Here is a 22,793-nt window from a genome sequence, read left to right as displayed (position 1 = left end):
TCCTTAATTCTAACTTCGGATTAGGGAATTAATAGCTAAGTAAGCGCTTGCATTTATGTAGGCGCTTTTTTATATTATTTAATTGAACAGAAGAAGGATGAAATGAAATACGGTAAATAGCCTTAGTTACTAGAAAGGCTTAAAACATGGGTAAGTATTTGATGTACGTGATTATTCATTTTAAGTCCGCTCTTTTTGCGTTTGCTGTTAACCAGAATATCGATGGTAATACGTTTAGAATGCGTTTGACGTACTGAAATTTTAAACCAACCATTAGGAAAGAATACAGTAAATTGAGAGTGATTATCTTGAAGAAAAAGATCAAACTCACCACTTAGCCAGTTGATAAGTTTATAATACAAATCTGTATGAGAAATTTTAACGATCTCATGCCATACATAATAGTTTGTCTCTTGGTGGCTTGATTTTAACTGTTTTATCTCATTAGGCATGACCGATACTGTGCACATGATTATGATTTCAATTTAAAGATATTTAGGGTACTGTTTTTGTTTAGAATAAGCATATGAGTCTGACCTTTAATAGTGATTTTTTTAATGGCTTTAGCTTCAAAATCATTGAAAAAACTTAGGTCTTTTAGGCAGGTGAATTTACCCGAAGAATTACCTAAAAGGATATAGCCTTTTGAGGCGTCATAGCGTATGGTTTCCACTTCGGCATCATACACATTGCCCACGCCCAAAACATCGATAAAACCATCATGATTTATGTCGTGGAGCGCAAAACTTAATGTTGGACTAAATTGGGTTTCTATTGGCAGATTTTCCACACTAAAAGAAACGCCTTTATTGTTTTTAAGTATTAAAGAGCTAAACGTGGTTGCTTGGTAATGCAAGGCATGGGCAAGCTTATCTGCGCCATAAATGTCTGGAAGTGTAGAATTAGAAAAGGCTTTGTATGTTTTAAGCTTATCATTTATAAAAGGTGTTTGTTGTGATGAGCACTCTTTACCGCGTACGGGTAGTAAATCACCCGTTTTAGAGACTTTACTTAAAACCACATCAAAGGAGTTGTTATCATCAAGATAATCGGCATAGATGTGAAGCGGTTTTGTTTCAGAAGGATGAAATTTGTTATTATTGCCCCAATTACCAACTAAATATTCAGGAAACCCATCGTTATTTGCATCTATTTCTTTTATGGTTTGATACCACCCTGAAACATCTGAGTTTAACAGTGTTTTGTTCGCTTCAAACACATTGTTTTTATTTTCAAAAAAGACAATACCCATCCATTCGCCAACGGCAATAATATCAAGATCACCATCTTGGTCATAATCTGAAAAAATAGCATCATTAACCATAGCTAGTTCGGCAATTGGAAATATATTTGTACCAACAGCTGTTAATGTGCCATTTTCATTGCTTAATAATTTTGAAGGGTATGCTTGTGGATATTTACCATGTATAACACCGCCTGCAATAAATGCGTCTTGGTCACCATCGTTGTCCCAATCTGCAAAAACCACTTTTTTACTATTCATAAGATTTGGTGAAACATCCTGTTTTGAAAAGAGTCCTTTTCCATTATTCAGATATATGCGGTCTTGTAGCAGTGGACTTTCTTCTTCTATTTCATAACCACCAGACGCTACATATAAGTCTAAATCGCCATCAGCATCTATATCCACAAATTGAGCATCGGTATCTTCAAATACTTTATCGGTATTAAATATAGACACGCTGCTGCTAAAAAAAGTGCCATCAGAATTTTGAATATAAAGTGCTGCGGCGGCGTTTTGGGCGTTGCCAATAAAAAGGTCATCTAAGGTGTCGCCATTCACATCGCCAACAGCAATGGGGGTGCCTTTTTCAGATTGTTTTTGAGGAAGCAATAACTGATGTTGAAAATCATCATATTGGTTTTCTTTTTGCCTGTAGTTAATACCTAAAGATTCTGAATTGATAGGTGCAAACCATTCTGGTGGGTTTTGATTTGAATCAGAATGCGATTTACTTGCATCACCTTGCTTTACCACAAAAGTTTGATTTATTTCTATATGCTCAAGCCGTTGCTTTAATTGGTTAGGCCATTGTATAATAACACTATCAATGCCTGTGTTTTTGCCTAAGCCGAAGTGCAATTTATTGGTAACCGAAGATTGATAGCCTCTGCTTGGGAAGAGTGTTTTTGATTGCTGTAAGTCTTGAGAAAATACCGAAACCGTACAGCCTAATCCATTTGTGTTTTTGTCAGAGCCTTCAAATTTAAAACTAATATAATTGGAGTTTGCGTTATTTCTGTAAATAGAAACTGCGTCACTTTGGTTATTTAAAACTAAATCTAAATCTCCGTCATTATCTAAATCGGTGTAAATAGCTCCGCAAGAATTTACTTTCTGGTCAATCCCCCAGTCTGTTGTTTTGTTTTCAAAAGTTAGGTTCTGATTATTTCGATACATGTAGTTGCTCAGTTTTTCTGAAGGCATCATGCTAATAGCTTCTTCAAGTGAAACTTTTTTACGATTCCTGATATTCTCTCGCATTTGATTTCTGAAATCTTGATTAGAAAGATCATTTTCAATACCATTACTTACAAATAAATCATTATAACCATCATTATCAAAATCAGCTATAAGAGGCGCCCAACTCCAGTCTGTTTTAGCAATACCCGCTAACTGACCTATTTCACTATACGTGCCATTTCCGTTATTGAGCTGAAGCATATTAGACATATATTGATGATGATATCCACTATTTACAATCAAATTGAAATTTTCTGTACTCATGGTGGCCATATTTTGCTTACCTCGTATATGGTCTTCGGCCATCATATCTAAAACAATTAAATCTGGTTTTAAATCATTATTAATATCGGCGTAATCAGACCCCATACTATTTGCGGCTATATGTTTAAAGCGTTTTAAAATCTCATCCTTAAAGGTGCCATCACCTTGATTGATATAAAGAAAATCGGGTTCTAAAAAATCATTGGCTACATAAATGTCTGGCAGGTTATCATTATTAAAATCTCCAATACTAGCGCTTAATCCCCAAGCTTTATTTTCTACGCCTGCTGTTTTGGTAACATTGGTGAATGTAGTACCGTCATTTCTAAAAAGTTGATCAGAATGATAGGGTTCTTTATGCGCTTGAATTTTTGCATTAATAACCGTATTGTTTTGAAAGTCTGCACGGTGATTAACCAAATACATATCTAAATCTGAATCTTTGTCGTAATCAAAGAAATAGGCTTGTACAGAAAAGCCAAAATGATCTAATCCGTATTTGGCAGCTTCTTCTTTAAAGGTGTTATCTTTTTGATTGATAAAGAGTTTATTTTTTCTAAGCTCATGGCTTTGTAGTGCACCAGATTTACATACATAAATATCCAACCAACCGTCATTGTTGATATCAATCATGGTGACTCCTGTTGTCCAACCTGCTTTATCTTCAATTTGAGCTTTTGCGCTAATGTCTTCAAAGGTAAAATCTCCTTGGTTGAGGTATAGTTTATTTGAATTTTGGTTTGAAGTAAAAAACAAATCTTCAAGACCGTCATTATTTATATCGCCCACAGCTACACCCGCACCGTTATAGATGTAAGCGTAGTTGATGAAATTAAAATAGAGGGTTTCTTTTACTGTATTTTTAAAATGAATACCACTGTGGTTGTTGTCTACTAACGTAAATTGCTTGGTGTTTGTAGTAGTTGGCTTGTTTTCGGTGGAACAGCTATGAAGTACTAAGGTAAGAATAGCATAAAGACCTATAATTAATAGAATACGTAATGTTGCTTTTTGTCTTAATACCATAACGAAGTGGTTTGATTGCATTAAGATAATTCAGTTTGCTGACTAATAATACTTTCCATAGGACTTTTTACAAATTTTCCGGCCTTTATACCGCGTTCCTGAAGTGCTTGTTTGATATAATCTTGTGCGTAATAAGCAATAGAACCCACAAAATGAATAGGTACTTCTTTTAGGGTTTCCCGGTACTTTAGAACATGGTTTTCAATAAATGCATTTATACCATTAAATAGCATACGCTGAATGAATGGATGCGATTCACATTTAAACAAAAAAGGAGCAAAAGCAGCTAGATACTTATTAGGTGTTTTTGATTTATACAACCCTTTTATAATTGCTTTTTCTTTTACGTTAAAAGTACTTTCAAAAATAGACCTTAAATCACTGGGCATGCGTTCGTAGAAATACGATTGTAATAACAGTTTGCCAAAATAGTTTCCACTGCCCTCATCCATCAAAATGTAACCAAATGAAGGCGTTTTTAAGTGTATATGTTTTCCATCAAAATAGCAGCAATTAGAACCTGTACCTAAAATACAAACTACAGCAGGTGTTTTTGTGGTAGCCATAATAGCGGCCATAGTATCTTCATTAGTAATAACCTCTGCGTTTTCAAAATAGAGTTTAAGAATACTATTTACTTTTTTCTGACTCCTTTTTGAACCACAACCTGCTCCAAAAAATTTAATTTGGGTAATGTCATTTTTATAGGTTTTAAGGTCTTGGTTGTCTGCGATAATTTTGATGAATTGTTTCTTATTGAGGATAGCAGGATTGAGTCCTTTGGTTTTTATTCTTAATGGTTCTGAGGAAGCATTTTCATAGAGTATCCAATCGCATTTGGTAGACCCGCTGTCTGCTATAAGTATCATGTTTAGTTAGTTTTTAGGTTTGTTTTACAATAGGAAACAAGTTTGTTTAAAGCGTCTATAATAACAACTTCTGTGTCCATAAACTCCTGACTTAAAATGTCAATATTCGATTGAATTTGATCGATAGTGGTTTCTGAAATATCTTCATTTTGTAGTACTTCTGATAAACCTTTTGAAGCGTTTGACAAACTTTTTGATAAGGTGTTTAATGCGCTTATCTTAGGATTCATTCTAAGCTTTGAAAATTGGGCATCATTTGCAGCCCATTTATAGAGACAATTTAGTACAGCAGTTTGATTGTTGTTATTGGGTGTTTTTATAAAGGCAGTAACATGTTGATTAAAAATAAGAGCATCTGGCGCATCAACAATACAGGCATCTGCAAATAAATTAAAAGGAGAATAGGTTTTGTACTCAACCCCATCTTTATTTCTGGCATAAACTTTTAAGGGTTCACAAATGTTTGTAAGTGTTTCAAGCGATGAAATATCTTGATTATTTGTCATACCTCTTAAAATGACCGCTTTGTTTTTTATGTGGGTAAGTTCTAATTCTTCTAGCCGAAAAGAAACGGTTTTAAGGCGTTTTCTCATGTTTTCAACGTCATTTACGTCTTTGCTTGACCAAAAACGTTCTGCTATAGCTGCTGTTCTTGGCCATATTCTAGAATCGATAGTTTGTGAGGTTACTAATTCGCTCCACATGGTGGCTTCACCTCCCAAAATTCTGGAGCGTTCTTCAGGGGTTAATTCAATATTTTTAATAGGATCATTTGAGTAATGATGTTCCACAGAAAGCATTCTATCAATGTAATAACCGTTTGAGAGTACGGTTTGGTAGCCTTTTTTAGCCGCCGCTATTAAGGAGCCGCCATTAGGTAGACCTTCATTTTCGCCACGCCATGAATGAATCACAGCAGATGTTGGCATATCGGGTGTCATGATTTCATCCCATCCCATAAGTTTTTTGCCCAGTTTATTTAATATTTTTTCAAGTTTTATATTGAAGTAAGTTTGTAGATCGTGATTGGTTTTAAGCTTATGTTTCTTTTTAAATTTTTGAATCTCTTGATTTTCATTCCAGTGTTTACCTTCGTTTTCATCACCACCAATATGAAAGTATTTATCAGGAAAAAGTGGTGTTATTTCGGCAAATAGCGTTTCAAGAAATACATAAGTGGTGTCAAGGGTAGGATTTAAGGTAGGGTCAAACACTCCAGAAAAGCGTTCTATGGCATAGTGATAATCTGCTTTACTACCTAGCTCAGGGTAGGCTGTTAATATGGCTGACGCATGACCAGGAACATCAATTTCAGGAATCACTCTAATTCCTAAATGATCAGCATAGGTTACTACTTCTTTTATTTGTTCTTGTGTGTAAAATAAACCATCAGAAGCTAGTTCTTGTAGTTTTGGGTATGCTTTTGATTCTATTCTAAAACCTTGATCATCTGTAAGGTGCCAATGAAATACATTCATTTTCATTGAAGCCATAGCATCTAGGTTGCGTTTAATAACGTTTACCGGATGAAAATGACGCGATACATCAATCATTAAGCCGCGCCATACAAATCGGGGCGCATCAAAAATGCTGATTCCAGGAAAAAAGTATGTTGACGAGTTGTGGTCTGTGAGTTGTAATAAGGTTTGTAACCCTCTTAAAGCACCAAGATCTGTTTGAGCCTTAATCTCAATAAGGGAGTCGTTGGTATTTAAAGTGTAAGATTCATCGGCTTTTAAATTGAGTGTTACAACCTCATCATACGATATTTGAATGGTTCCTTTTTTGTTTTCTAACGGAAAGCCTTCGTTGAAAAAAACACCAGTACGAGCGCTTAGACGTCTAATAAAATTAACAGCGGCATTACGAACTCGCTCAGAATGCTCTGAGTGTATTGAGATCGTAACGTCGCTATTAATCAAAAACTTAGCAGGTTTTTCTTTGATTTCTTTTGGCCAGGGCATTAAATCATATTTGTTTGATAGTGGGTTTTGAGCCATTGTCATTTGACTTATTCCCAAAACAAGTAAAATATATAATATGATTTGATTCATCTGTTGGGTCTTTTTGTCTAATTAATTCTGATGTACTTTTCAGTAATCGTTCTGTTAATTCCAGCCGTTTCAATTTGCTCTACTCCCGATTGAACTAGAGTATCACCAATAAACTGAACCTTGAATATGAACTTCTGAGATTTCAGGTGATTATCGGTTGTATAATCAAGAGTTTCTGTATAGGTGTTGTCTTCTAAAACATAGGTGCCAGCCCCACTGTAAAAAAGATCATTGCCATGTTCACTCTGATTAAAAAAAGCAAAATGCGTTTGATTTATAATTTTTATAAAAGCCGTATGCGTTAAATCTTTTGTCTGTATGGAATCGTCTTCTAAAACATCTGCATAAACCATTTTCCAAGAACCAATCATGTGGGTTGATACTTGTTTTTGGTGGCAGCTATATAGTGCTATACTTAAAAGAAATAACATAAGTACTTTCATAGTCGTTTTAAAAATAATACCGTTTAAAGGCTTCAATAGCGGCATACTCTGCCAGTCCTAAATCATTGTATTTTTTTGCTGTTAATCTGTTTCTGTCTTCTGCACGTACCCAAAATTCTCGCGAATCTCCCCCTTGAAACATAACGCCATCTTTTTGAGACTGGTGGTAGAAAATAGCATGGCGTTTTCGCAGTACTTGATCTGGACTCATAGGAACAGCCATCTCAATTTGGTAAGACTCCCATTCATGCCAAGCACCTCTGTACAGCCATACCCAACAATCATTCATGTAGGTGTTAGGTTTTAAAACTTTTAGAGCTTCAAATAGTGTATCTAAGCAGACCTTATGCGTGCCATGCGGATCGGCTAAGTCTCCAGCGGCATAAATTTGATGAGGTTTAATAGTCTCTATTAAGTTGCACATGATTTCAATATCTGCTTGTGAGATGTTATTCTTTTTGATAGTACCCGTTTCGTAAAATGGGAGGTCCAAAAAATGTACATTCTCATCTTTCAACCCTAAGTATCTTGTAGCACCCAGCGATTCACTTCTTCTGATTAATCCTTTTAATTGACGTACCTCAACCGAGTCAATATCATTATCGGTTTTTATTTTAAGAAAATTTATAATGCTTTGGGTTTCTTCGCAATCGGGACAAAGAGCTTGTGTGATTTCAGCAAACTTCAAAGCTTCTTCATCTGAAACAGCTATGTTTCCAGAGGTTTGGTAAGCAATATGTACCTCATGGCCTTGCTCCACTAATCGGTCAAAAGTACCTCCCATTGAAATAACATCATCATCGGGATGCGGGCTAAAAATTATGACACGTTTTTTGGGAATACTAGCACGTTCGGGTCTGTTAGAATCATCAGCATTGGGTTTGCCTCCTGGCCACCCCGTAATGGTATGCTGAAGCTTGTTAAACATTTTAATGTTTAAATCATAGGCTGTGCCTTCCTCAGTTAAAAGGCCAGACATGCCATTGTTATTATAGTCTTTGTCGGTAAGTTTTAAAATAGGCTTTTCGGTGCGTTCACTGAGCCATACAACGGCTTTAAGTTTTAATGATTCTTCCCAAACACAGTTTGTTACTAGCCAAGGGGTTTTTACTCTGGTAAGTTCAGCAGCTGCTGCTTCATCGATGACAAACGTGGTATTATCATGATTCTGTAAATAGGTAGCCGGAACTTCAGAAGTAATTTCACCTTCAATTGTTTTTTTAAGAATTTCAGCTTTATTACCTCCCCAGCCTAAAAGAATGATACGTTTTGCACCCATCACGGTACCAATTCCCATAGTTATGGCCTTTCTAGGAACGTTTTCAATACCCAAAAAAGCTGGTGCGGCATCCACACGGGTAATATGATCTAGAGTGATACTTCTGGTGCCTGAATTGTAATGAGAACCAGGTTCATTAAATCCAATATGTCCTGTTCGTCCTATCCCTAGTAATTGAAAATCAAGACCGCCGTAAGATTTGATTTTCATTTCGTAATCAATACAATATTGGTATAAGTCTTCTGAGCTTACTGTGCCGTTAGGGATGTTTACATTTTCAGGAAGAATATCAATATGATTAAATAGATGTTCATGCATGAAATAGAAGTAACTTTGAATATTGCCTTTGTCCATGGGGTAATATTCATCTAAGTTGAAAGTAACTACGTTGGCAAAACTCAGACCTTCTTCTTTATGCATTCTTACTAATTCTTCATACACTTTTATGGGAGAAGAACCTGTGGCTAAACCTAAAACGCAAGGTTGATTTTGTTGTTCTTTTTCACGAATTAAAGTGGCTATTTCTTGAGCAACAAGAATGGACGCTTCTTTTGATTCTTTGAAAATAACATTATGTATTTTTTCAAAGCGAGTCTCTTCAAACATACCAGCTTTTGTATATGCTATATTTTTATTGTCGGTAATTTTCACGGCTACAGTTTTTTCTTTTTTATCTCTTGTTTTAGTTTAAGCAAGCGAAAAACCGAAGTCTTCCGCTTGCACAACCACAAACTAAACTCTATTTACAATTCAACTTAAACTAAAAGTTTGATGCTCCAGTGTCCCACCAAAGACGTGTGCCTCCAGTATCTGGACCATTTAAGAAACCAATGGCTTCTTCAACATTTTCTCCGTTGGTGTTTTTTTCGTTTTGAACAAAATTGATTCTTCTAATTTGAGTATTAGTATCAATAGTTCCTCCACTATTATTCACAACCACAGGAAAGATTCTTGGGTAGCCTGTACGTCTAAATTCAGACCAAGCTTCTTGTCCGTCAGGGAACATAGCAATCCATTTCTGTGTAATGATTTGTTCTAGTTGCTCTTCAAGTGTGCCAGCATCGTTATAAGCAATTTTTACATCACTGGCGTACGCAATATCATTTGTTGCATTTAAGGCATCAACAAAATCGGCAGGTGTACTGGTGTTATCGGCTAAATAATCAGCAATACCTGAAACACCGTGTTGTGCGAAGGATGCCGTAACTCCAGCTTCATAATTTGCTTTGGCGTCTCCAGCACCAGCCCAACCTCTTAGGGCAGCTTCAGCTTTCAAGAAATGCACTTCGGCAGCGGTCATCCAGGTCATAGTTTCACCATCAATAACACCGCCAATAGCCGCATGATCACCATATTGCCCTTTAGCGTCAATATCAATACCCATTCTAATACCTTTGTAATCACCAGCCAAACTTTCATCCTCAGATGGAGTGAAATACGTTTCAATTCTTCCGTCATTATATCCTGTTAAAATAGATTCCATTTCGGCGCCCATTCTAATATCTCCCCATGAACCACTAATAACCGTAAGTGGATGTGGAAATCCAGTGTTGATTACCATATTGTTTGATTCCATTAAACCAGCGTCACTAGCTAAAGCTAATTCGCCTTGTGTTTTAGCTAAAGCAGGATTTACCTTAGATACGCGGATGGCTAAGCGCAATCTGATACTGTTAGCAAATTGTCTCCAAGAAGCAATATCCCCTTCGAAGTCAGACATGTCAAAAGGGATAAATTGCACATCCCCTTCATAGGCTTTTAAGCCATCAATGGCTTCTGTTAAATCATTAAAGAACGCATTGTATGCCACTTCCTGAGAGTCGTATTCACCAGTTGTAGCAAAATCATCAAACTTAGTGTATCTAATAGGGCCGTAGATGTCTGATACACGATGCATAGCAGTCACCTTTATAATGTTTGCTAAATACACAAACTTAATACCGTCAGGATCACCTCCTAATGCTACGGCATTTTTTACATTTAGAGCTTGTGGCATAATGCTTCCATAGGCGTCACTCCAAGGAAATCCATTCCAACCATCAACTAAGGCATAGGTCATGTTATTTACATTTCCAGCAAATGGTGTGGGAGGGGTCATATACCCTGAGTATACATCACCTATTAAGTTTTGTTGCAACTGGAAATTCCATGCTGGAGTTACATTAAACACATTTAAAAACATGGGGCCAAACTCATTGCCAACATTGTTATTCATTTGTGTTAAGCTCTCTTCGCTAATACCGTGAGGATCGGTGTTTATCTTTTCAAAATCACTAGTACAACTTGTAAAGTTGATTATAATTACAGAAGCTAGTAGGTATTTATATATATTCTTCATTTTTCTTAGAAATTTACGTTAATGTTTAATCCTATACTTCTTGTAGAAGGTTGGCCATAGATGTCAACACCTTGTAATCCTATACCTGTACTGGATGCAATGTTTGGATCAAAAGGAGCATCTTTATAGATGAAAAACAAGTTGTTTGCAATGAGTGATAACTTGATAGATTCAAAAAAGTCACTAAACTTTGGTAAGGTGTATCCTATTGATAATTCTCTTAAACTTACGTTAGTTGCATCATACACATATTCACCAAGTAAACCAGCTCTGCCAGCTGTTTTAGTATAGTAGTCTTGTGCTGTCATTGTAGTTGCATTACCATCGGTAGTCACTACATTGATTAGGCCACCATTGTTGTTTCTGGCGTCAGCTGTTGCTTGAGATACACCATAAAAATCATTTACCGCTTCGGTGACACTCACTACATTACCTCCAAATTTTCCATCAACTAAAAAATTGATTGTAAAGTTTTTGATATCAAATGAGTTATTCCAGCCTAAGGTGAAATCAGGTTGTGCGTGAGCTATGGTTTGAAATTCTGTAGCTTCAATAGTTAAGTTTCCGTTTCCGTCATCAGTCACTACAGGTAATCCATTCTCATTTCTTACCACAGAACGTCCTTTGATGCTACCGAAATCTTCACCTTCAACAAGTGAATAACCATAACCATTTACACCAGGAGCGGTTAAAATAGCTTCGCCATTTTCAAGTGATGGATGAACGGATACTACTTTGTTCGTGTTTTGAGCAAAGTTTAAGGCTGTATTCCATTTAAAGTTGTCATTAACAATAGGTTTTCCGTTAAGGACTAACTCAATACCTTTGTTTGAAATCTCACCGGCGTTTACAATATTTTGAACATATCCTTCAATGTTTGGTTGTGCATCAATATAGAATATTTGATTTTCAGTAGAAGAATCATAGTACGTGAAATCTATACCAAGTCTGTTTCCTAAGAAACGCCATTCTGTACCTATTTCAAAAGACTTTTGTCTTTCAGGTTTAAGTGTTTCGCCTTCTCTAGGTGCAAATGTAGCTTGATTTGCAGATCCTATGGTACCTCCTGAATTGGTTGTTCCAATAGTTCTTCTAGGTACTGTAGCATATACCGGAATATCTTTTCCTACTTCAGCATAAGACAATCTTACCTTAGCAAAAGATACTGATTCTGGCATTTTAAATGTCTCTGTTATTATGTTAGTTAAACCAACAGATGGGTAAAAGAACGATTTAGAGTCTGTATTAACCAGTGTTGAAGACCAGTCTGTTCTACCCGTAATATCTAAGAATAACATGCCTTTGTAACCAATGTTTGCGGCTCCAAAAACAGATTGTACTTCTCTGTTGCCTACTTGCTGCATGATGCCATTTGAAGATTCAAAATTTGCAATAGTAAACTCATTAGGGAATTTTAAGCCTTCAGGCCCTGAGTCTAATGATATTTGATCTCCAATTTTATATTTGGTAAGACTTGTTCCTAAGGTTAAACCAAAATCGAAATCTTCTGAAATAGCACGGTTATAAGTAGCAATTAAGTCTAAATATTGTTGTGTGTTTTCAGTTTTTTCAAGTTGGTATCTTCCTGTGTTAGGAACAAAAGTAGGATCACTACCAGCATATAATCTTTTGTCATAAGTAAAGAAAGATTTGTCATAACTACCTCTTGATTGTAAGGCGAACGCATCTGTAATTTGATATTTTACACTAACACTTGCCAATGCACGTTGCACAATATCTTTACTTGGATTTCTGTAAATTAACCAGTAAGGGTTTTGCTGAATATTTTCATCAAATGACGTAGCATATTGATCCATCATATTGGTTGCTGTATTGAAATATTCAAAGTTTTTGTAATTGTTTAAATCAATACCCACAGGGTTAAGATACAAACCTGTTAGTGGGTTTGAGTATAAACCATTCCCAGGCCTGTTCCAGATTCTTTGGTCAGATAAGGTGATGTTTGCAGATACGTTAATTTTTTCATTTAAAAAGCTAGCCGTTTCTCTTAAGTTTAACACATTTCTGTTTAAACGATTTTCTGGCATGACTCCAGTAGCTGACGTATTGGCGTAAGAGAAATAGGTCTGTGCCTTTTTATTTCCAGCACTTAACGATAGAGAATTAATGGTTGTAATACCTGTTTCAAAGAAGTCATCAACAGTATTTGATAAACCACTTGCTTTTGTCCCCCATGATTTAGGATCTGATACATTGCCATTTTCGTCAATGGGTTGTCCTACTGAATTTGATTGGTATTCAGTTTGTAATTTAGGTAAGGAAACCACATTGTCAACAGTAAAGGTTGAATTGAAATTTACACTCAATTTTCCTTCTTTTCCGCTTTTAGTATTAATTAGAATAACACCGTTAGCACCTTGACTACCATATAGTGCAGCAGCAGAAGCACCTTTTAAAACAGTCATACTTTCAACATCATCAGGGTTAATTAAAGAGGTGATATCACCTCCATCACGATTTCCTGTTTGACTACCAAATATGTTGGTTCCTGGGGTTTCTCCGTTTTGGCCATTACCATTATTCAACATAGGCACACCATCAATAACATAGAGCGGGTCATTATTAGTGGTTGAAGAGTTACCTCTTAAAACAACTTTTGTTGCCCCACCAGCACCCGATGAACTTCTTGTAATGGTTAAGCCAGCAGACTTACCAGATAAGCTATTTATAGGGTTTACCTGTTTTACCTTGGTAAGATCATCGCCTTTTACATCTTGAGCAGAATAGGTGAGCGTTTTTCTTTCCTTTTTTATACCAAGGGCAGTTACAACAACTTCGTTTAGTTGTTCAGCATCTTCTTCAAGCATTACATCAATGGTGTTTGATGCTCCAACTGTTACGTCTACAGAAGTCATTCCTAAGTAAGAAAAGTGCAATACATCACCTACATTAACGGTAAGTGTATAATTGCCATCAAAATCTGTTTGAGCCCCATTGGTTGTGCCTTGCACGGTCACATTAACTCCGGGAAGGGGAAAACCGTCACTTTTTGAAGTTACTGTTCCCTTAATCTCTTTTTCCTGTCCGAATGAAAACTGAACAGTCAATAGTAAGAAAGAAAACAAGAAAAGTGTTTGTAAGTTTTGTTTCATAATTTGATTATTTTGTTTTTTTAGTTGAGCCAAACTATCTATAAATAAATTTGTTTTAAAAAAAATTATATAAACGACATCGTTTTACACATAGACAACATTTAATTTTCGATGAGTGATTTTTACGAAATAAACTATTGCTATTTTTATTGCTAATTAATGAATATATCACTAAAATTGCTGTGTATTGTTATAAAATTTATACGTAAAACCTTTAAAATTTAAGAATTATTCTGTTTTCAAAACAAAAAATAGGAACTACTATACCCATTAAATATCATGTGATATTTTGGTTGGCATACTTCATTTTTAACGTGTTACGTTGGGGGAGTTACTTTAATGATTATGTATATTCATTCAAATCCAATGTTGTAGAATTCGCCATACATATTATTATTGTTTATGGAAACATCTTTTATTTAATACCAAAATTCATTCTTAGGAAACGCTATAAAAGGTATGTTTTTATCATGTTAGTGATTTTAGCATTGGTTTATGTTATTAGAACAGCATTAAATTATGTATTAGTTACAGAAGAAGTTTTTCCAGAGTCTCAATTACCATCTAGTTTTTTTGATATCAATTATATTATTGCCGTTATTTTAGGTGAGTTGTATGTGATATCATTTGTAACAGCAATAAAATTTGTGGTTGAATGGTTTTTAGAAAAAAAGAAGAATGAAGATTTGGCACAGTTGCAGTTAAGTACAGAGCTTAAATATTTACATACTCAAATACAGCCTCATTTCTTTTTCAATACATTAAATAATTTGTACGCTTTAACCCTTCAAAAATCTGAAGATGCTCCTAAATTGGTGATTAAGCTATCTGAAATGATGCAGTATGTACTCTATAATATTGATGGCTCTAAAGTAGATTTGATTAATGAAATTACGCATATCAATAATTATATAGACATAGAGCATTTAAGGTTTAAAGATAGGGTTGAAACCAATATGGATATTACAGGAAATATTGAAGATGTTCAAGTGCCTCCACTTTTGATACTCTCATTTGTTGAAAATTGTTTTAAGCATGGCATGAAGGCCAATGACTGTTTAAAAATCGATATGAGTTTTAATGTGTTAAAGGGATATCTTGAATTCTCCTTAGAGAATAATTTTAATCCTGACGTAGCTCAAGACTCATTCTCGGGAATAGGAAATGAAAATGCCATGCGAAGACTAAATTTGCTTTACTCAAACAATTTTATTCTTAATTCAAAAGTGGAAGGAGATATGTATAAACTTTACTTAAAAATCCCAATATAATGAAGATAAAGTGCCTTATTATTGATGACGAACCTTTAGCAATAACGGTTATTGAAGATCATTTAAAGAACTTTGATCATATTGAGGTGGTTGAAACATTTAATAATCCGTTAAAAGCCTATCGTGTTTTAGAACAGGAAAAAATAGATGTTATTTTTCTAGACATCAATATGCCACAAATGACGGGTTTTTCATTCATTGACAATTTGAGTTATAAGCCACTTATTGTAATAACTACAGCGTACAGAGAATATGCGGTGAAAAGCTTTGAAATGAATGTTTTAGATTATTTGGTAAAACCTATTCCGTTTAATCGATTTTTAAAAACAGTCAATAAAATATACCAACAGGTATATGTTAATAGCACCGCCTCTGATGCGAGTTTACATCAAGAACCGCACATTTTCTTGAAGGTTAATAAAAAACTAGTAAAAGTAAATCTAAATGATATACGGTACATAGAAAGTTTAAAGGATTATATAAAGGTGATTACAACGCTTGGAGATTATGTTGTGCACAAATCATTATCGGCCATTACAGAAGAGTTACCACAATCTAACTTTATGAGAATTCATAGGTCTTACACGGTTTCTATTAATAAAGTAAGCGCTTTGGAAGGCAATACCGTTGAAATTGCTAACCGAAAAATACCAATTGGCAGAAACTATGTAAAACATGCTAAAGAACGCATTTTCAATATAAATGAAGATAAAGAAAACTAACATTAACTAGAACAAATTAATACTATGAATACTGATCAATCAACTAAAAAACCTGCACAGAATACTTTAGTGCCTATAATTATAATTGCTGGTTTGTTTTTTATTTTCGGCTTTGTAACTTGGATTAATGGAGCCTTGATTCCTTTTATGAAAACCATAAACGAATTGACCGATGCACAATCTTATTTAGTGGCATCAGCGTCATATATTTCCTTTGTGGTTATGGCATTACCTTCCTCATATATCATTAATAAAATAGGCTATAAAAAAGGCATGTCCTTAGGGTTAATTATTATGGCTTTAGGGGCATTAATATTTATTCCAGCAGCTGAAGCTAGAACTTATTGGATGTTTTTATTGGCTATTTTTATACAAGGAGCTGGTATGACCCTACTTCAAACGGCATCAAATCCATACATTACTATTTTAGGACCAATTGAAAGTGCCGCAAAACGCATAGCTATTATGGGTATTGCCAACAAAGTGGCAGGTGCTTTAGGCTCAGTTATTTTTGGAGCTATATTGTTGGCTGGCATTGACGAAATTAAAGCGAAATTAAGTTTAGTTGATGATTCTGAAAAAGCAAGTCTGTTAAATACAATGGCCGATAGCGTGGTTACACCGTACATAGCCATGGCAGTGGTGCTTGTTTTACTGGGTTTATTGATAAGAAAAGCACCTTTACCTCATGTGGAAGCAAAACCGATTGAAGAAACCGTGTCTGGAGAAAAAACAAAGTCTAGTATCTTTCAATTTCCACATTTGTGGTTAGGGGTATTGGCTCTATTTGTGTATGTAGGTGTTGAGGTGGTAGCGGGTGATACAATAATTGCATATGGTATTTCTTTAGATATTCCAGCGAGCGAGGCCAAGTTTTTTACGCTCTTTACGCTTATGGCTATGGTAGCAACGTATGCGCTTGGCGTATTTTTAATTCCTAAGTATATCAGTCAGTCCTTTGCCTTAAAATGCAGTGCCATTTTAGGTATTTTCTTTTCTTTTTGTATTGTTTTTACAAGTGGATTTACTTCAGTGCTTTTTGTAGCGTCACTCGGTATCGCTAATGCATTGGTTTGGCCGGCTATTTGGCCGCTAGCATTAAATGGACTGGGGCAGTTTACAAAAACGGCATCAGCGTTACTTATCATGGCAATTTCCGGGGGAGCTATTATTCCTCCGCTTTATGGCGCTTTGGTTGATAGTAAAAAAACGCAATTGATGGTAACTGGTTTAGAGGAGGTTACAGCTACATCTCAAGCAGCCTCATTTGGGTATTGGATACTTTTGCCTTGTTATATCATTATTTTGTATTATGCATTTTACGGACATAAAGTAGGCTTGAAGCAGAAGTAAGTTATGGTTGGAAAAAAGCGTATTCAATCTGTCGACATTCTCAGAGGGTTTACTATTATAGCTATGATTTTGGTCAATACACCTGGCGACTGGGATCATGTATATGCGCCATTATTGCATGCACCTTGGCATGGTTTAACCCCAACAGATTTAATATTTCCCTTCTTTCTTTTTATTGTAGGAATTTCTATTTATTTCGCTTACAAGAATAAAAAGACTGGTGGTTCTGTTTACAAAAAGATAGGCATAAGGAGTTTAAAGTTAGTAGGTTTAGGACTGTTTTTAAACCTCTTTACTCCTTATTTTCCTTTTGTAGTTGATATAGAAACATTACGATTTCCTGGTGTGCTTCAGCGTATAGGGGTGGTGTTTTTTATAGCATCAGTGTTGTACTTAAATTTTAATTGGAAAGTACTACTGGGAATTTGTGTATCTATTTTGCTTGGGTATTGGTTGTTTCTTGGGTTTATGCCTTTACCAGATGGAACAGCTCCAACCTTTGAAAGAGCCACCCATAATTGGGTGAATTATATAGATCTAAAAGTTTTGAGGTATCACATGTGGCAACCCGATTATGATCCCGAAGGGTTGTTGAGTACCTTACCCTCAATAGTAAGTTGTCTTTTTGGGGTTTTAATAGGTAGACTTTTAGATCGGTTTGGGCAGCTAAGTATATTATTCATAATAGCTGTTTTGCTGTTGATTTTGGGATATAGTTTTAACGTGGTATTCCCTATAAATAAAGCCATTTGGAGTAGTAGTTTTGTATTGGTTAGTACAGGTTGGGGCTGTCTGTTCTTGGCTTTGATTTATTATTTAAGTGATGTTAAAAATATTCAATTCCCACCTATATTTAAATATGTTGGTATGAATGCTATTACCTTATATTTTTTATCCAGTTTCATTTCAAAGTGTATGTATCTTATTAAAATTGATGAAACATACAACTTACATGGATGGCTTTATCACAACCTATTTATGTATAAGTTTATAGACTTGAGGACCTCTTCCTTGCTTTACGCATTTTCGGTTTGTGTATTTTATAGTTTGCTAGCTTATTTTATGTTTAAAAAGAAGATTTTTATTAAGGTATAGTGTTTTTGTCTACCACTACCATTTACTTTTTAAGAGTTATTTTTAAGTGTTGAGTGATGAATGAAAAAGGGAAGTAAACTTAATCACTTCCCTTTTTCTATGTTTTAAAATTCTTTTTTACCGAATTCACTATCAATGAATTTCGATTTGTTTTTTGTGTTTTTGAAGGTGTAAGACAGATTGAGCATGACAACATCTACCTCATAAACATAATTGGTGGTGGTAAAAAACTCACCAGGTTCCCAAGTGGTGATACGTTGCTCATTGGTGCTTAACAGCCCCATATCTATGTTTTGCCATTGTGCGGTTAGTACCAGTTGATTATCTAAAAAGCTTTTTTTAAAGCTTAAATTGGGCGAATAGAACCGAGCATCCTCACCTTGAGCTGTTTTTCTTTCAGATAAATAATTGAATGTAAACTGAAGCGAAGCGGTGTCAGAAAGATCATAGGTGCTATTGGCATTTATGGAAAATTGCGTGGCTTTAGTGTCTATTTTTTTACCATTATATGCGCCATCAATGGTGTAATGGTAAACGTTGGCGCCAAGGAAATTATTCCAATTGTCCCCCACATTAATATTGGTTCCAAGATCAACTCCTAAAGAACGGCCTGTGCCTACATTAGAGTAAATCCTATCTAAAACAACATTATCAAATCTTGGGTCGTTCGGGTCAATAGGAGGACCGTCATAAATTTTATTAACACGGTTTACTAAGTTTTGTACATTTCTAAAGTAACCTGTTATAAAAAAAGAACTAGACTCTTTAAATTTTTTGGTAAAACCGACTTCAACTAAGTCAATAAACTCAGGTAGTAAAGTTTTATCACCTTGCTCTAAGGTTTCAGAATGCTCACGCTCCCTAAACGGATTTAGTTTAAAGGCTGAAGGTCTTTCAACACGCTTACTGTACGACGCTTTTAAAGAAGACTTTTCAGTGAAATTGTATTTTAAAGTGGCTGAGGGAAATAGTTTTTCATAGCTATAGTTTAATTCTTCTTCGGTGGTGCCTGCTTTATCTGCTAAAAATAATTCTCTATCTAATAACTCTAATCTTAACCCAGCTGAATATTCCCAGTTATCGTCAGAGCCATCTAGTTGTCCGTAAACAGAATGGATGTTTCGTTTTAGTTTAATATCGCTAGAAAATAGATCTACTCGTTCAAAATCGTCATTGTAGTCATAACGTCTACCATAAAAGAAATCCCCTCGGTTGTTAAGTGTTCTAAATTGGTATCCCGTTTGAAGGGTTCCAAAGTCAAAAGGTTTTAAAACATAATCTAGCTGTCCTCTAAACCCATTTAAAGGGTTGTCATTAGTATTATATTCATCTTGAATTACATTTTCAGTATCCGGATAATTCAAATTTTTGTTTGTTGTTGGGGCGCCTAGCTGTGTATACTCGTATAAAATTGATGATGATAGTTTAGACTCGTTTTTAAATGTATGTGCATAATCAAAACTTCCTAAAATAAAATCTCCTTTTCTTATTCTTAAGTTTTCATTAAAATATGTGAGTTCAAATATTTTGTTGTCTTCATCGTCTACGGGATACGCTTGATTGTGATATAGAATGTCGGCCGTCCTTGCTTTTTCACGTTTTCCGGCGTAAAAACCAAAAGAAAAGGCATTGTTGTCATTGGGTGTATAATCAACAGTAAAACGTCCAGAATAGTTTTCTTCATCAAAGCTGCGTTCACCATCAGAAGGGAATTCTGTAAATACATCATCTACAATGGTATACACATAACCTTCACGTCTTCCGCTAATGTCCTTACGCTGGTAATTGGCTCCTAAAGAAATATTCCAGAGTTCTTTTCTAATATTGTAAATACCATCAAAGCCATAACGCTGAGCGGCCTCTTTATTATCGTAATCTTCAATAGAAGGCAGACCCGCACTAATATTGATTTGAGCAAAATTGCCATTAAGAGCACCTTTTTTAGAGATGATATTTAAAATTCCAGCTTTTCCTTCAGGGTCATATTTTGCAGATGGTGCTGTAATCATTTCAACACGTTCTATGGCGTTTGCAGGAATTTGATTAAGAAAAACCGAAGCTTCGCCTTGAATGGGCTTTCCATCAATAAGCAATACAAATCCTTGGCTTCCTCGTACACTAATTTCACCTAAGCTATTAACACTTACAGAAGGTAAATTTTTAATGATATCTGTTGCAGAACCCCCTTTGGTATTTTGAAACGCGTTGGAATTGTATACTTGTCTATCTATTTTATTAACTACGGTATTTCGTTTGGATTTCACCAAAACCTCATCAAGTTCATCACTGTTTAAGGCAAGTTTGATCGTTCCTAAATTAATATCTAGATTTTTATTAGTTATTTCAATGTTATTAATCGTTTTGGTATCATACCCCATAAACGAAAGTTGCAAATAATAACTCCCCCTTTTTATATTGTCAATGTTAAAACGACCATCCTCTTGACTAATAACTCCCGTAGTTAAAGATTTATCTTTATTAGAATACAGGGCTATAGTGGCGTATTCTAACGGAACATTAGTTTCGTCATCAATGATATTTCCAGAAACGCTTCCTCTCTGTGCATTTGATATGCCAATGCCTACAAAACATAAGAAGAATAAACAGATTACATTTTTAATCATGGGAGTTTAATAAAGGTTAAGTCTTTTAATTTTCAACGTGCAAAAGTATGAATAAAATATTTATAGATTTTACTATATGACTGACTATAGAATACTGCAAAGGTTTAATCTGTTTTTAGTATAATGTTTGCTTTTTACATTTTTAGGATTAGATTGAGGTATGAAATGAGGAACTAATAATATTTTTTATAAAAAAGTTAATGAAAAAACTATTTTTGTAAATTACGCAGATATAATTCACGATTACACTTTATGGTAACATTAAAACAACTGGCAAAAGAATTAAACGTTTCTATTTCTACGGTATCAAAAGCTTTAAATAATAGTGATGAAATAGGAGTGGAAACAGCCAGACGCGTAAAAGAATTGGCAGAGTTATATAACTACAAGCCAAATAAAGTTGCGCTTAGTTTAAAACAAAATAAAACCAAAACCATAGGAGTAATTATTCCTAATATACTAAATCACTTTTTAGCCAAAGTACTTTACGGTATAGAAAGGGAGGCCACCAAACAAGGTTATAATATCATAACTTGTATATCAAATGAATCTTTAGATAAGGAAAAAGAAAGTTTACAGCTATTAGCTAACGGAAGTGTTGATGGTTTTATACTATCAATAGCAGAAGAATCGCAAGCAAGTAACGCGATTGATCATTTTAAAAGAACCATTAATCAAGGACTTCCTGTTGTTATGTTTGATCGTGTAGCTAATGATGTGTTATGCGATAAAGTCATAGTTGACGATTTTGAGTCTACTTACAATGCCACAAAAGCGTTAATTGCCGAGAAGCGAAAAAAAATTGCGTTTATTACGAACATCAATGGCTTAAGTGTTGGCAAATTAAGGCGTCATGGATACTCAAAGGCCATACTTGAAGAAGGTGTTATGGAACCTTTGGTTTTAAAAATTAAGAATAAGGATGATAAGCAAAAAAAGATTAAATCCTTTTTTAAGAAACATAAATCAATTGATGGTATTGTAGCAGCAGATAGTTCTGCTGGTATTATAGCACTTAATACTGCTATAAATTTCGGATTAAAAGTGCCAAAGGATATTTCAGTAATTGCTTATGCTAGTAAGAGTGATTCGTTTCATACCTTGCCTAGATTAACAACCATTCGTCAGCACGCCAAAGCTATTGGTGCGAAAGCTGCTGAAATGCTAATCAATAGAATTCAAAGTGTGCACCCAACAGAGAATTATAAAACTACAATAGTTAAAACCAGTTTGGTTAAAAATAAGTCTACACTTTAGTCAATCGTTTCGTCGATAATATGTATTTCATCGATTAAAAAAGTATTTTATCGATGAAAATTTTACAACAATAGCTTTTTGTCATATATTAGTTGCTCTTAAACGAGCGACCCCAAATTATATCCCTAAGTTGGTTTAAGAAAGTTAATCCATTCAATTTTTTGACCTTTGGTCAAATTCCCTCAAAACATATTGAAAAAGTTGGTGCGCTTTAGTGTATTCAATTTTTAAAGTTAATTATCCATTTTTTCCCTCGTTTGTGGTTTTGTATTTCAAAGCCAGAATCATATTGTATTTAAATGATTTAAAAAACATAAAGAAAAACTGTATTAACCTTAAAAACCGAATTATCATGAAAGCCCTAAAAGTTACTTTAATTTTAGCCGTATTATTTGCATCATTAACCTCTTGTACCAAACAAGATTTAACTGAAGATGATGTACTTGTTGAACCAGACACACAATCATACTACAAAAGTGGAGATATTGAAGAGAGATAATCTTCATGCTAAAAAATAAAAGCCAAAGCCTATATCTGCAGATATAGGCTTTGGCTTTTTAAGAAAATTAAAAAATTATAAATACATTTGAGATTCATATG

The 22,793-nt window shown here is 34.7% G+C and carries 15 protein-coding genes; 6 read left to right on the top strand and 9 right to left on the bottom strand.

The window, feature by feature from the left end; translation table 11 throughout:
* Positions 1-122 precede the first annotated feature (122 nt).
* The 8 genes from FGF67_RS06045 to FGF67_RS06010 all read right to left on the bottom strand — a co-directional run bounded on the left by FGF67_RS06045 (position 123) and on the right by FGF67_RS06010 (position 13,871).
* Positions 123-470: a hypothetical protein gene (locus FGF67_RS06045; protein ID WP_139695746.1), complete on the bottom strand. Its 348-nt coding sequence runs from the start codon at positions 468-470 to the stop codon at positions 123-125.
* Positions 471-472: 2 nt separating this feature from the next.
* Complete coding sequence (locus tag FGF67_RS06040; RefSeq protein ID WP_139695743.1) at positions 473-3,775, bottom strand: VCBS repeat-containing protein; 3,303 nt, start codon at positions 3,773-3,775, stop codon at positions 473-475.
* Between the two features lie 20 nt (positions 3,776-3,795).
* A complete protein-coding gene (locus FGF67_RS06035) occupies positions 3,796-4,644 on the bottom strand; it encodes an N-acetylglucosamine kinase (RefSeq protein ID WP_139695741.1) in 849 nt (282 codons plus the stop codon).
* A 2-nt stretch (positions 4,645-4,646) separates the two neighbouring features.
* Positions 4,647-6,698: a beta-N-acetylhexosaminidase gene (locus FGF67_RS06030; RefSeq protein ID WP_139695739.1), complete on the bottom strand. Its 2,052-nt coding sequence runs from the start codon at positions 6,696-6,698 to the stop codon at positions 4,647-4,649.
* 17 nt (positions 6,699-6,715) lie between these two features.
* The gene (locus FGF67_RS06025; protein ID WP_139695737.1) at positions 6,716-7,141 is read right to left on the bottom strand and encodes a hypothetical protein; all 426 of its coding nucleotides are present in this window, start codon (positions 7,139-7,141) and stop codon (positions 6,716-6,718) included.
* A 7-nt stretch (positions 7,142-7,148) separates the two neighbouring features.
* Entirely contained in the window at positions 7,149-9,026 is a 1,878-nt protein-coding gene (gene nagB, locus FGF67_RS06020; protein ID WP_233244023.1) for a glucosamine-6-phosphate deaminase, read from the bottom strand.
* A gap of 154 nt (positions 9,027-9,180) precedes the next feature.
* The gene (locus FGF67_RS06015) at positions 9,181-10,758 is read right to left on the bottom strand and encodes a RagB/SusD family nutrient uptake outer membrane protein (RefSeq protein WP_139695733.1); all 1,578 of its coding nucleotides are present in this window, start codon (positions 10,756-10,758) and stop codon (positions 9,181-9,183) included.
* A gap of 5 nt (positions 10,759-10,763) precedes the next feature.
* The gene (locus tag FGF67_RS06010) at positions 10,764-13,871 is read right to left on the bottom strand and encodes a SusC/RagA family TonB-linked outer membrane protein (RefSeq protein ID WP_139695731.1); all 3,108 of its coding nucleotides are present in this window, start codon (positions 13,869-13,871) and stop codon (positions 10,764-10,766) included.
* A gap of 470 nt (positions 13,872-14,341) precedes the next feature.
* On the opposite strand from FGF67_RS06010, the gene FGF67_RS06005 reads away from it, so the two are divergent.
* From FGF67_RS06005 to FGF67_RS05990, 4 genes are read left to right on the top strand one after another with little or no spacing between them, the layout of a single operon-like run.
* Positions 14,342-15,142 carry a sensor histidine kinase gene (locus FGF67_RS06005; protein WP_233244019.1) on the top strand — a complete coding sequence of 267 codons (801 nt, stop codon included), beginning with the start codon at positions 14,342-14,344 and terminating at the stop codon, positions 15,140-15,142.
* Positions 15,142-15,864 (top strand): LytR/AlgR family response regulator transcription factor, encoded by a 723-nt coding sequence (locus FGF67_RS06000; protein ID WP_139695729.1) that lies wholly within the window; start codon positions 15,142-15,144, stop codon positions 15,862-15,864. Before FGF67_RS06005 ends, FGF67_RS06000 begins: the two co-directional genes overlap by 1 nt.
* Before the next feature lie 24 nt (positions 15,865-15,888).
* Positions 15,889-17,217 (top strand): sugar MFS transporter, encoded by a 1,329-nt coding sequence (locus FGF67_RS05995; RefSeq protein WP_139695727.1) that lies wholly within the window; start codon positions 15,889-15,891, stop codon positions 17,215-17,217.
* Positions 17,218-17,220: 3 nt separating this feature from the next.
* The gene (locus tag FGF67_RS05990; protein ID WP_139695725.1) at positions 17,221-18,312 is read left to right on the top strand and encodes an acyltransferase family protein; all 1,092 of its coding nucleotides are present in this window, start codon (positions 17,221-17,223) and stop codon (positions 18,310-18,312) included.
* 104 nt (positions 18,313-18,416) lie between these two features.
* On the opposite strand, the gene FGF67_RS05985 is transcribed toward FGF67_RS05990, so the two are convergent.
* Positions 18,417-20,936: an outer membrane beta-barrel family protein gene (locus FGF67_RS05985; protein ID WP_139695723.1), complete on the bottom strand. Its 2,520-nt coding sequence runs from the start codon at positions 20,934-20,936 to the stop codon at positions 18,417-18,419.
* Between the two features lie 252 nt (positions 20,937-21,188).
* Between FGF67_RS05985 and FGF67_RS05980 the strand changes: the two genes are divergently transcribed.
* Complete coding sequence (locus FGF67_RS05980) at positions 21,189-22,193, top strand: LacI family DNA-binding transcriptional regulator (RefSeq protein WP_139695721.1); 1,005 nt, start codon at positions 21,189-21,191, stop codon at positions 22,191-22,193.
* A gap of 352 nt (positions 22,194-22,545) precedes the next feature.
* A complete protein-coding gene (locus FGF67_RS17230; RefSeq protein WP_158293185.1) occupies positions 22,546-22,692 on the top strand; it encodes a hypothetical protein in 147 nt (48 codons plus the stop codon).
* Positions 22,693-22,793 lie beyond the last annotated feature (101 nt).

Origin of the sequence: Allotamlana fucoidanivorans, assembly GCF_006265225.1 — a bacterium.
Lineage (GTDB): Bacteria > Bacteroidota > Bacteroidia > Flavobacteriales > Flavobacteriaceae > Allotamlana > Allotamlana fucoidanivorans.
This window is presented reverse-complemented; position numbering and strand designations above follow the sequence as displayed.

Bases quoted from the DNA above. Each gene is read 5' to 3' on its own strand.
- FGF67_RS06000 (WP_139695729.1), top strand. From the start codon at position 15,142: ATGAAGATAAAGTGCCTTATTATTGATGACGAACCTTTAGCAATAACG.
- FGF67_RS06035 (WP_139695741.1), bottom strand. From the start codon at position 4,644: ATGATACTTATAGCAGACAGCGGGTCTACCAAATGCGATTGGATACTC.
- FGF67_RS17230 (WP_158293185.1), top strand. From the start codon at position 22,546: ATGAAAGCCCTAAAAGTTACTTTAATTTTAGCCGTATTATTTGCATCA.
- FGF67_RS06040 (WP_139695743.1), bottom strand. From the start codon at position 3,775: ATGGTATTAAGACAAAAAGCAACATTACGTATTCTATTAATTATAGGT.
- nagB (WP_233244023.1), bottom strand. From the start codon at position 9,026: ATGTTTGAAGAGACTCGCTTTGAAAAAATACATAATGTTATTTTCAAA.
- FGF67_RS06025 (WP_139695737.1), bottom strand. From the start codon at position 7,141: ATGAAAGTACTTATGTTATTTCTTTTAAGTATAGCACTATATAGCTGC.
- FGF67_RS06010 (WP_139695731.1), bottom strand. From the start codon at position 13,871: ATGAAACAAAACTTACAAACACTTTTCTTGTTTTCTTTCTTACTATTG.
- FGF67_RS05980 (WP_139695721.1), top strand. From the start codon at position 21,189: ATGGTAACATTAAAACAACTGGCAAAAGAATTAAACGTTTCTATTTCT.
- FGF67_RS06005 (WP_233244019.1), top strand. From the start codon at position 14,342: ATGTTAGTGATTTTAGCATTGGTTTATGTTATTAGAACAGCATTAAAT.
- FGF67_RS05985 (WP_139695723.1), bottom strand. From the start codon at position 20,936: ATGATTAAAAATGTAATCTGTTTATTCTTCTTATGTTTTGTAGGCATT.
- FGF67_RS06030 (WP_139695739.1), bottom strand. From the start codon at position 6,698: ATGAATCAAATCATATTATATATTTTACTTGTTTTGGGAATAAGTCAA.
- FGF67_RS05995 (WP_139695727.1), top strand. From the start codon at position 15,889: ATGAATACTGATCAATCAACTAAAAAACCTGCACAGAATACTTTAGTG.
- FGF67_RS06045 (WP_139695746.1), bottom strand. From the start codon at position 470: ATGTGCACAGTATCGGTCATGCCTAATGAGATAAAACAGTTAAAATCA.
- FGF67_RS06015 (WP_139695733.1), bottom strand. From the start codon at position 10,758: ATGAAGAATATATATAAATACCTACTAGCTTCTGTAATTATAATCAAC.
- FGF67_RS05990 (WP_139695725.1), top strand. From the start codon at position 17,221: ATGGTTGGAAAAAAGCGTATTCAATCTGTCGACATTCTCAGAGGGTTT.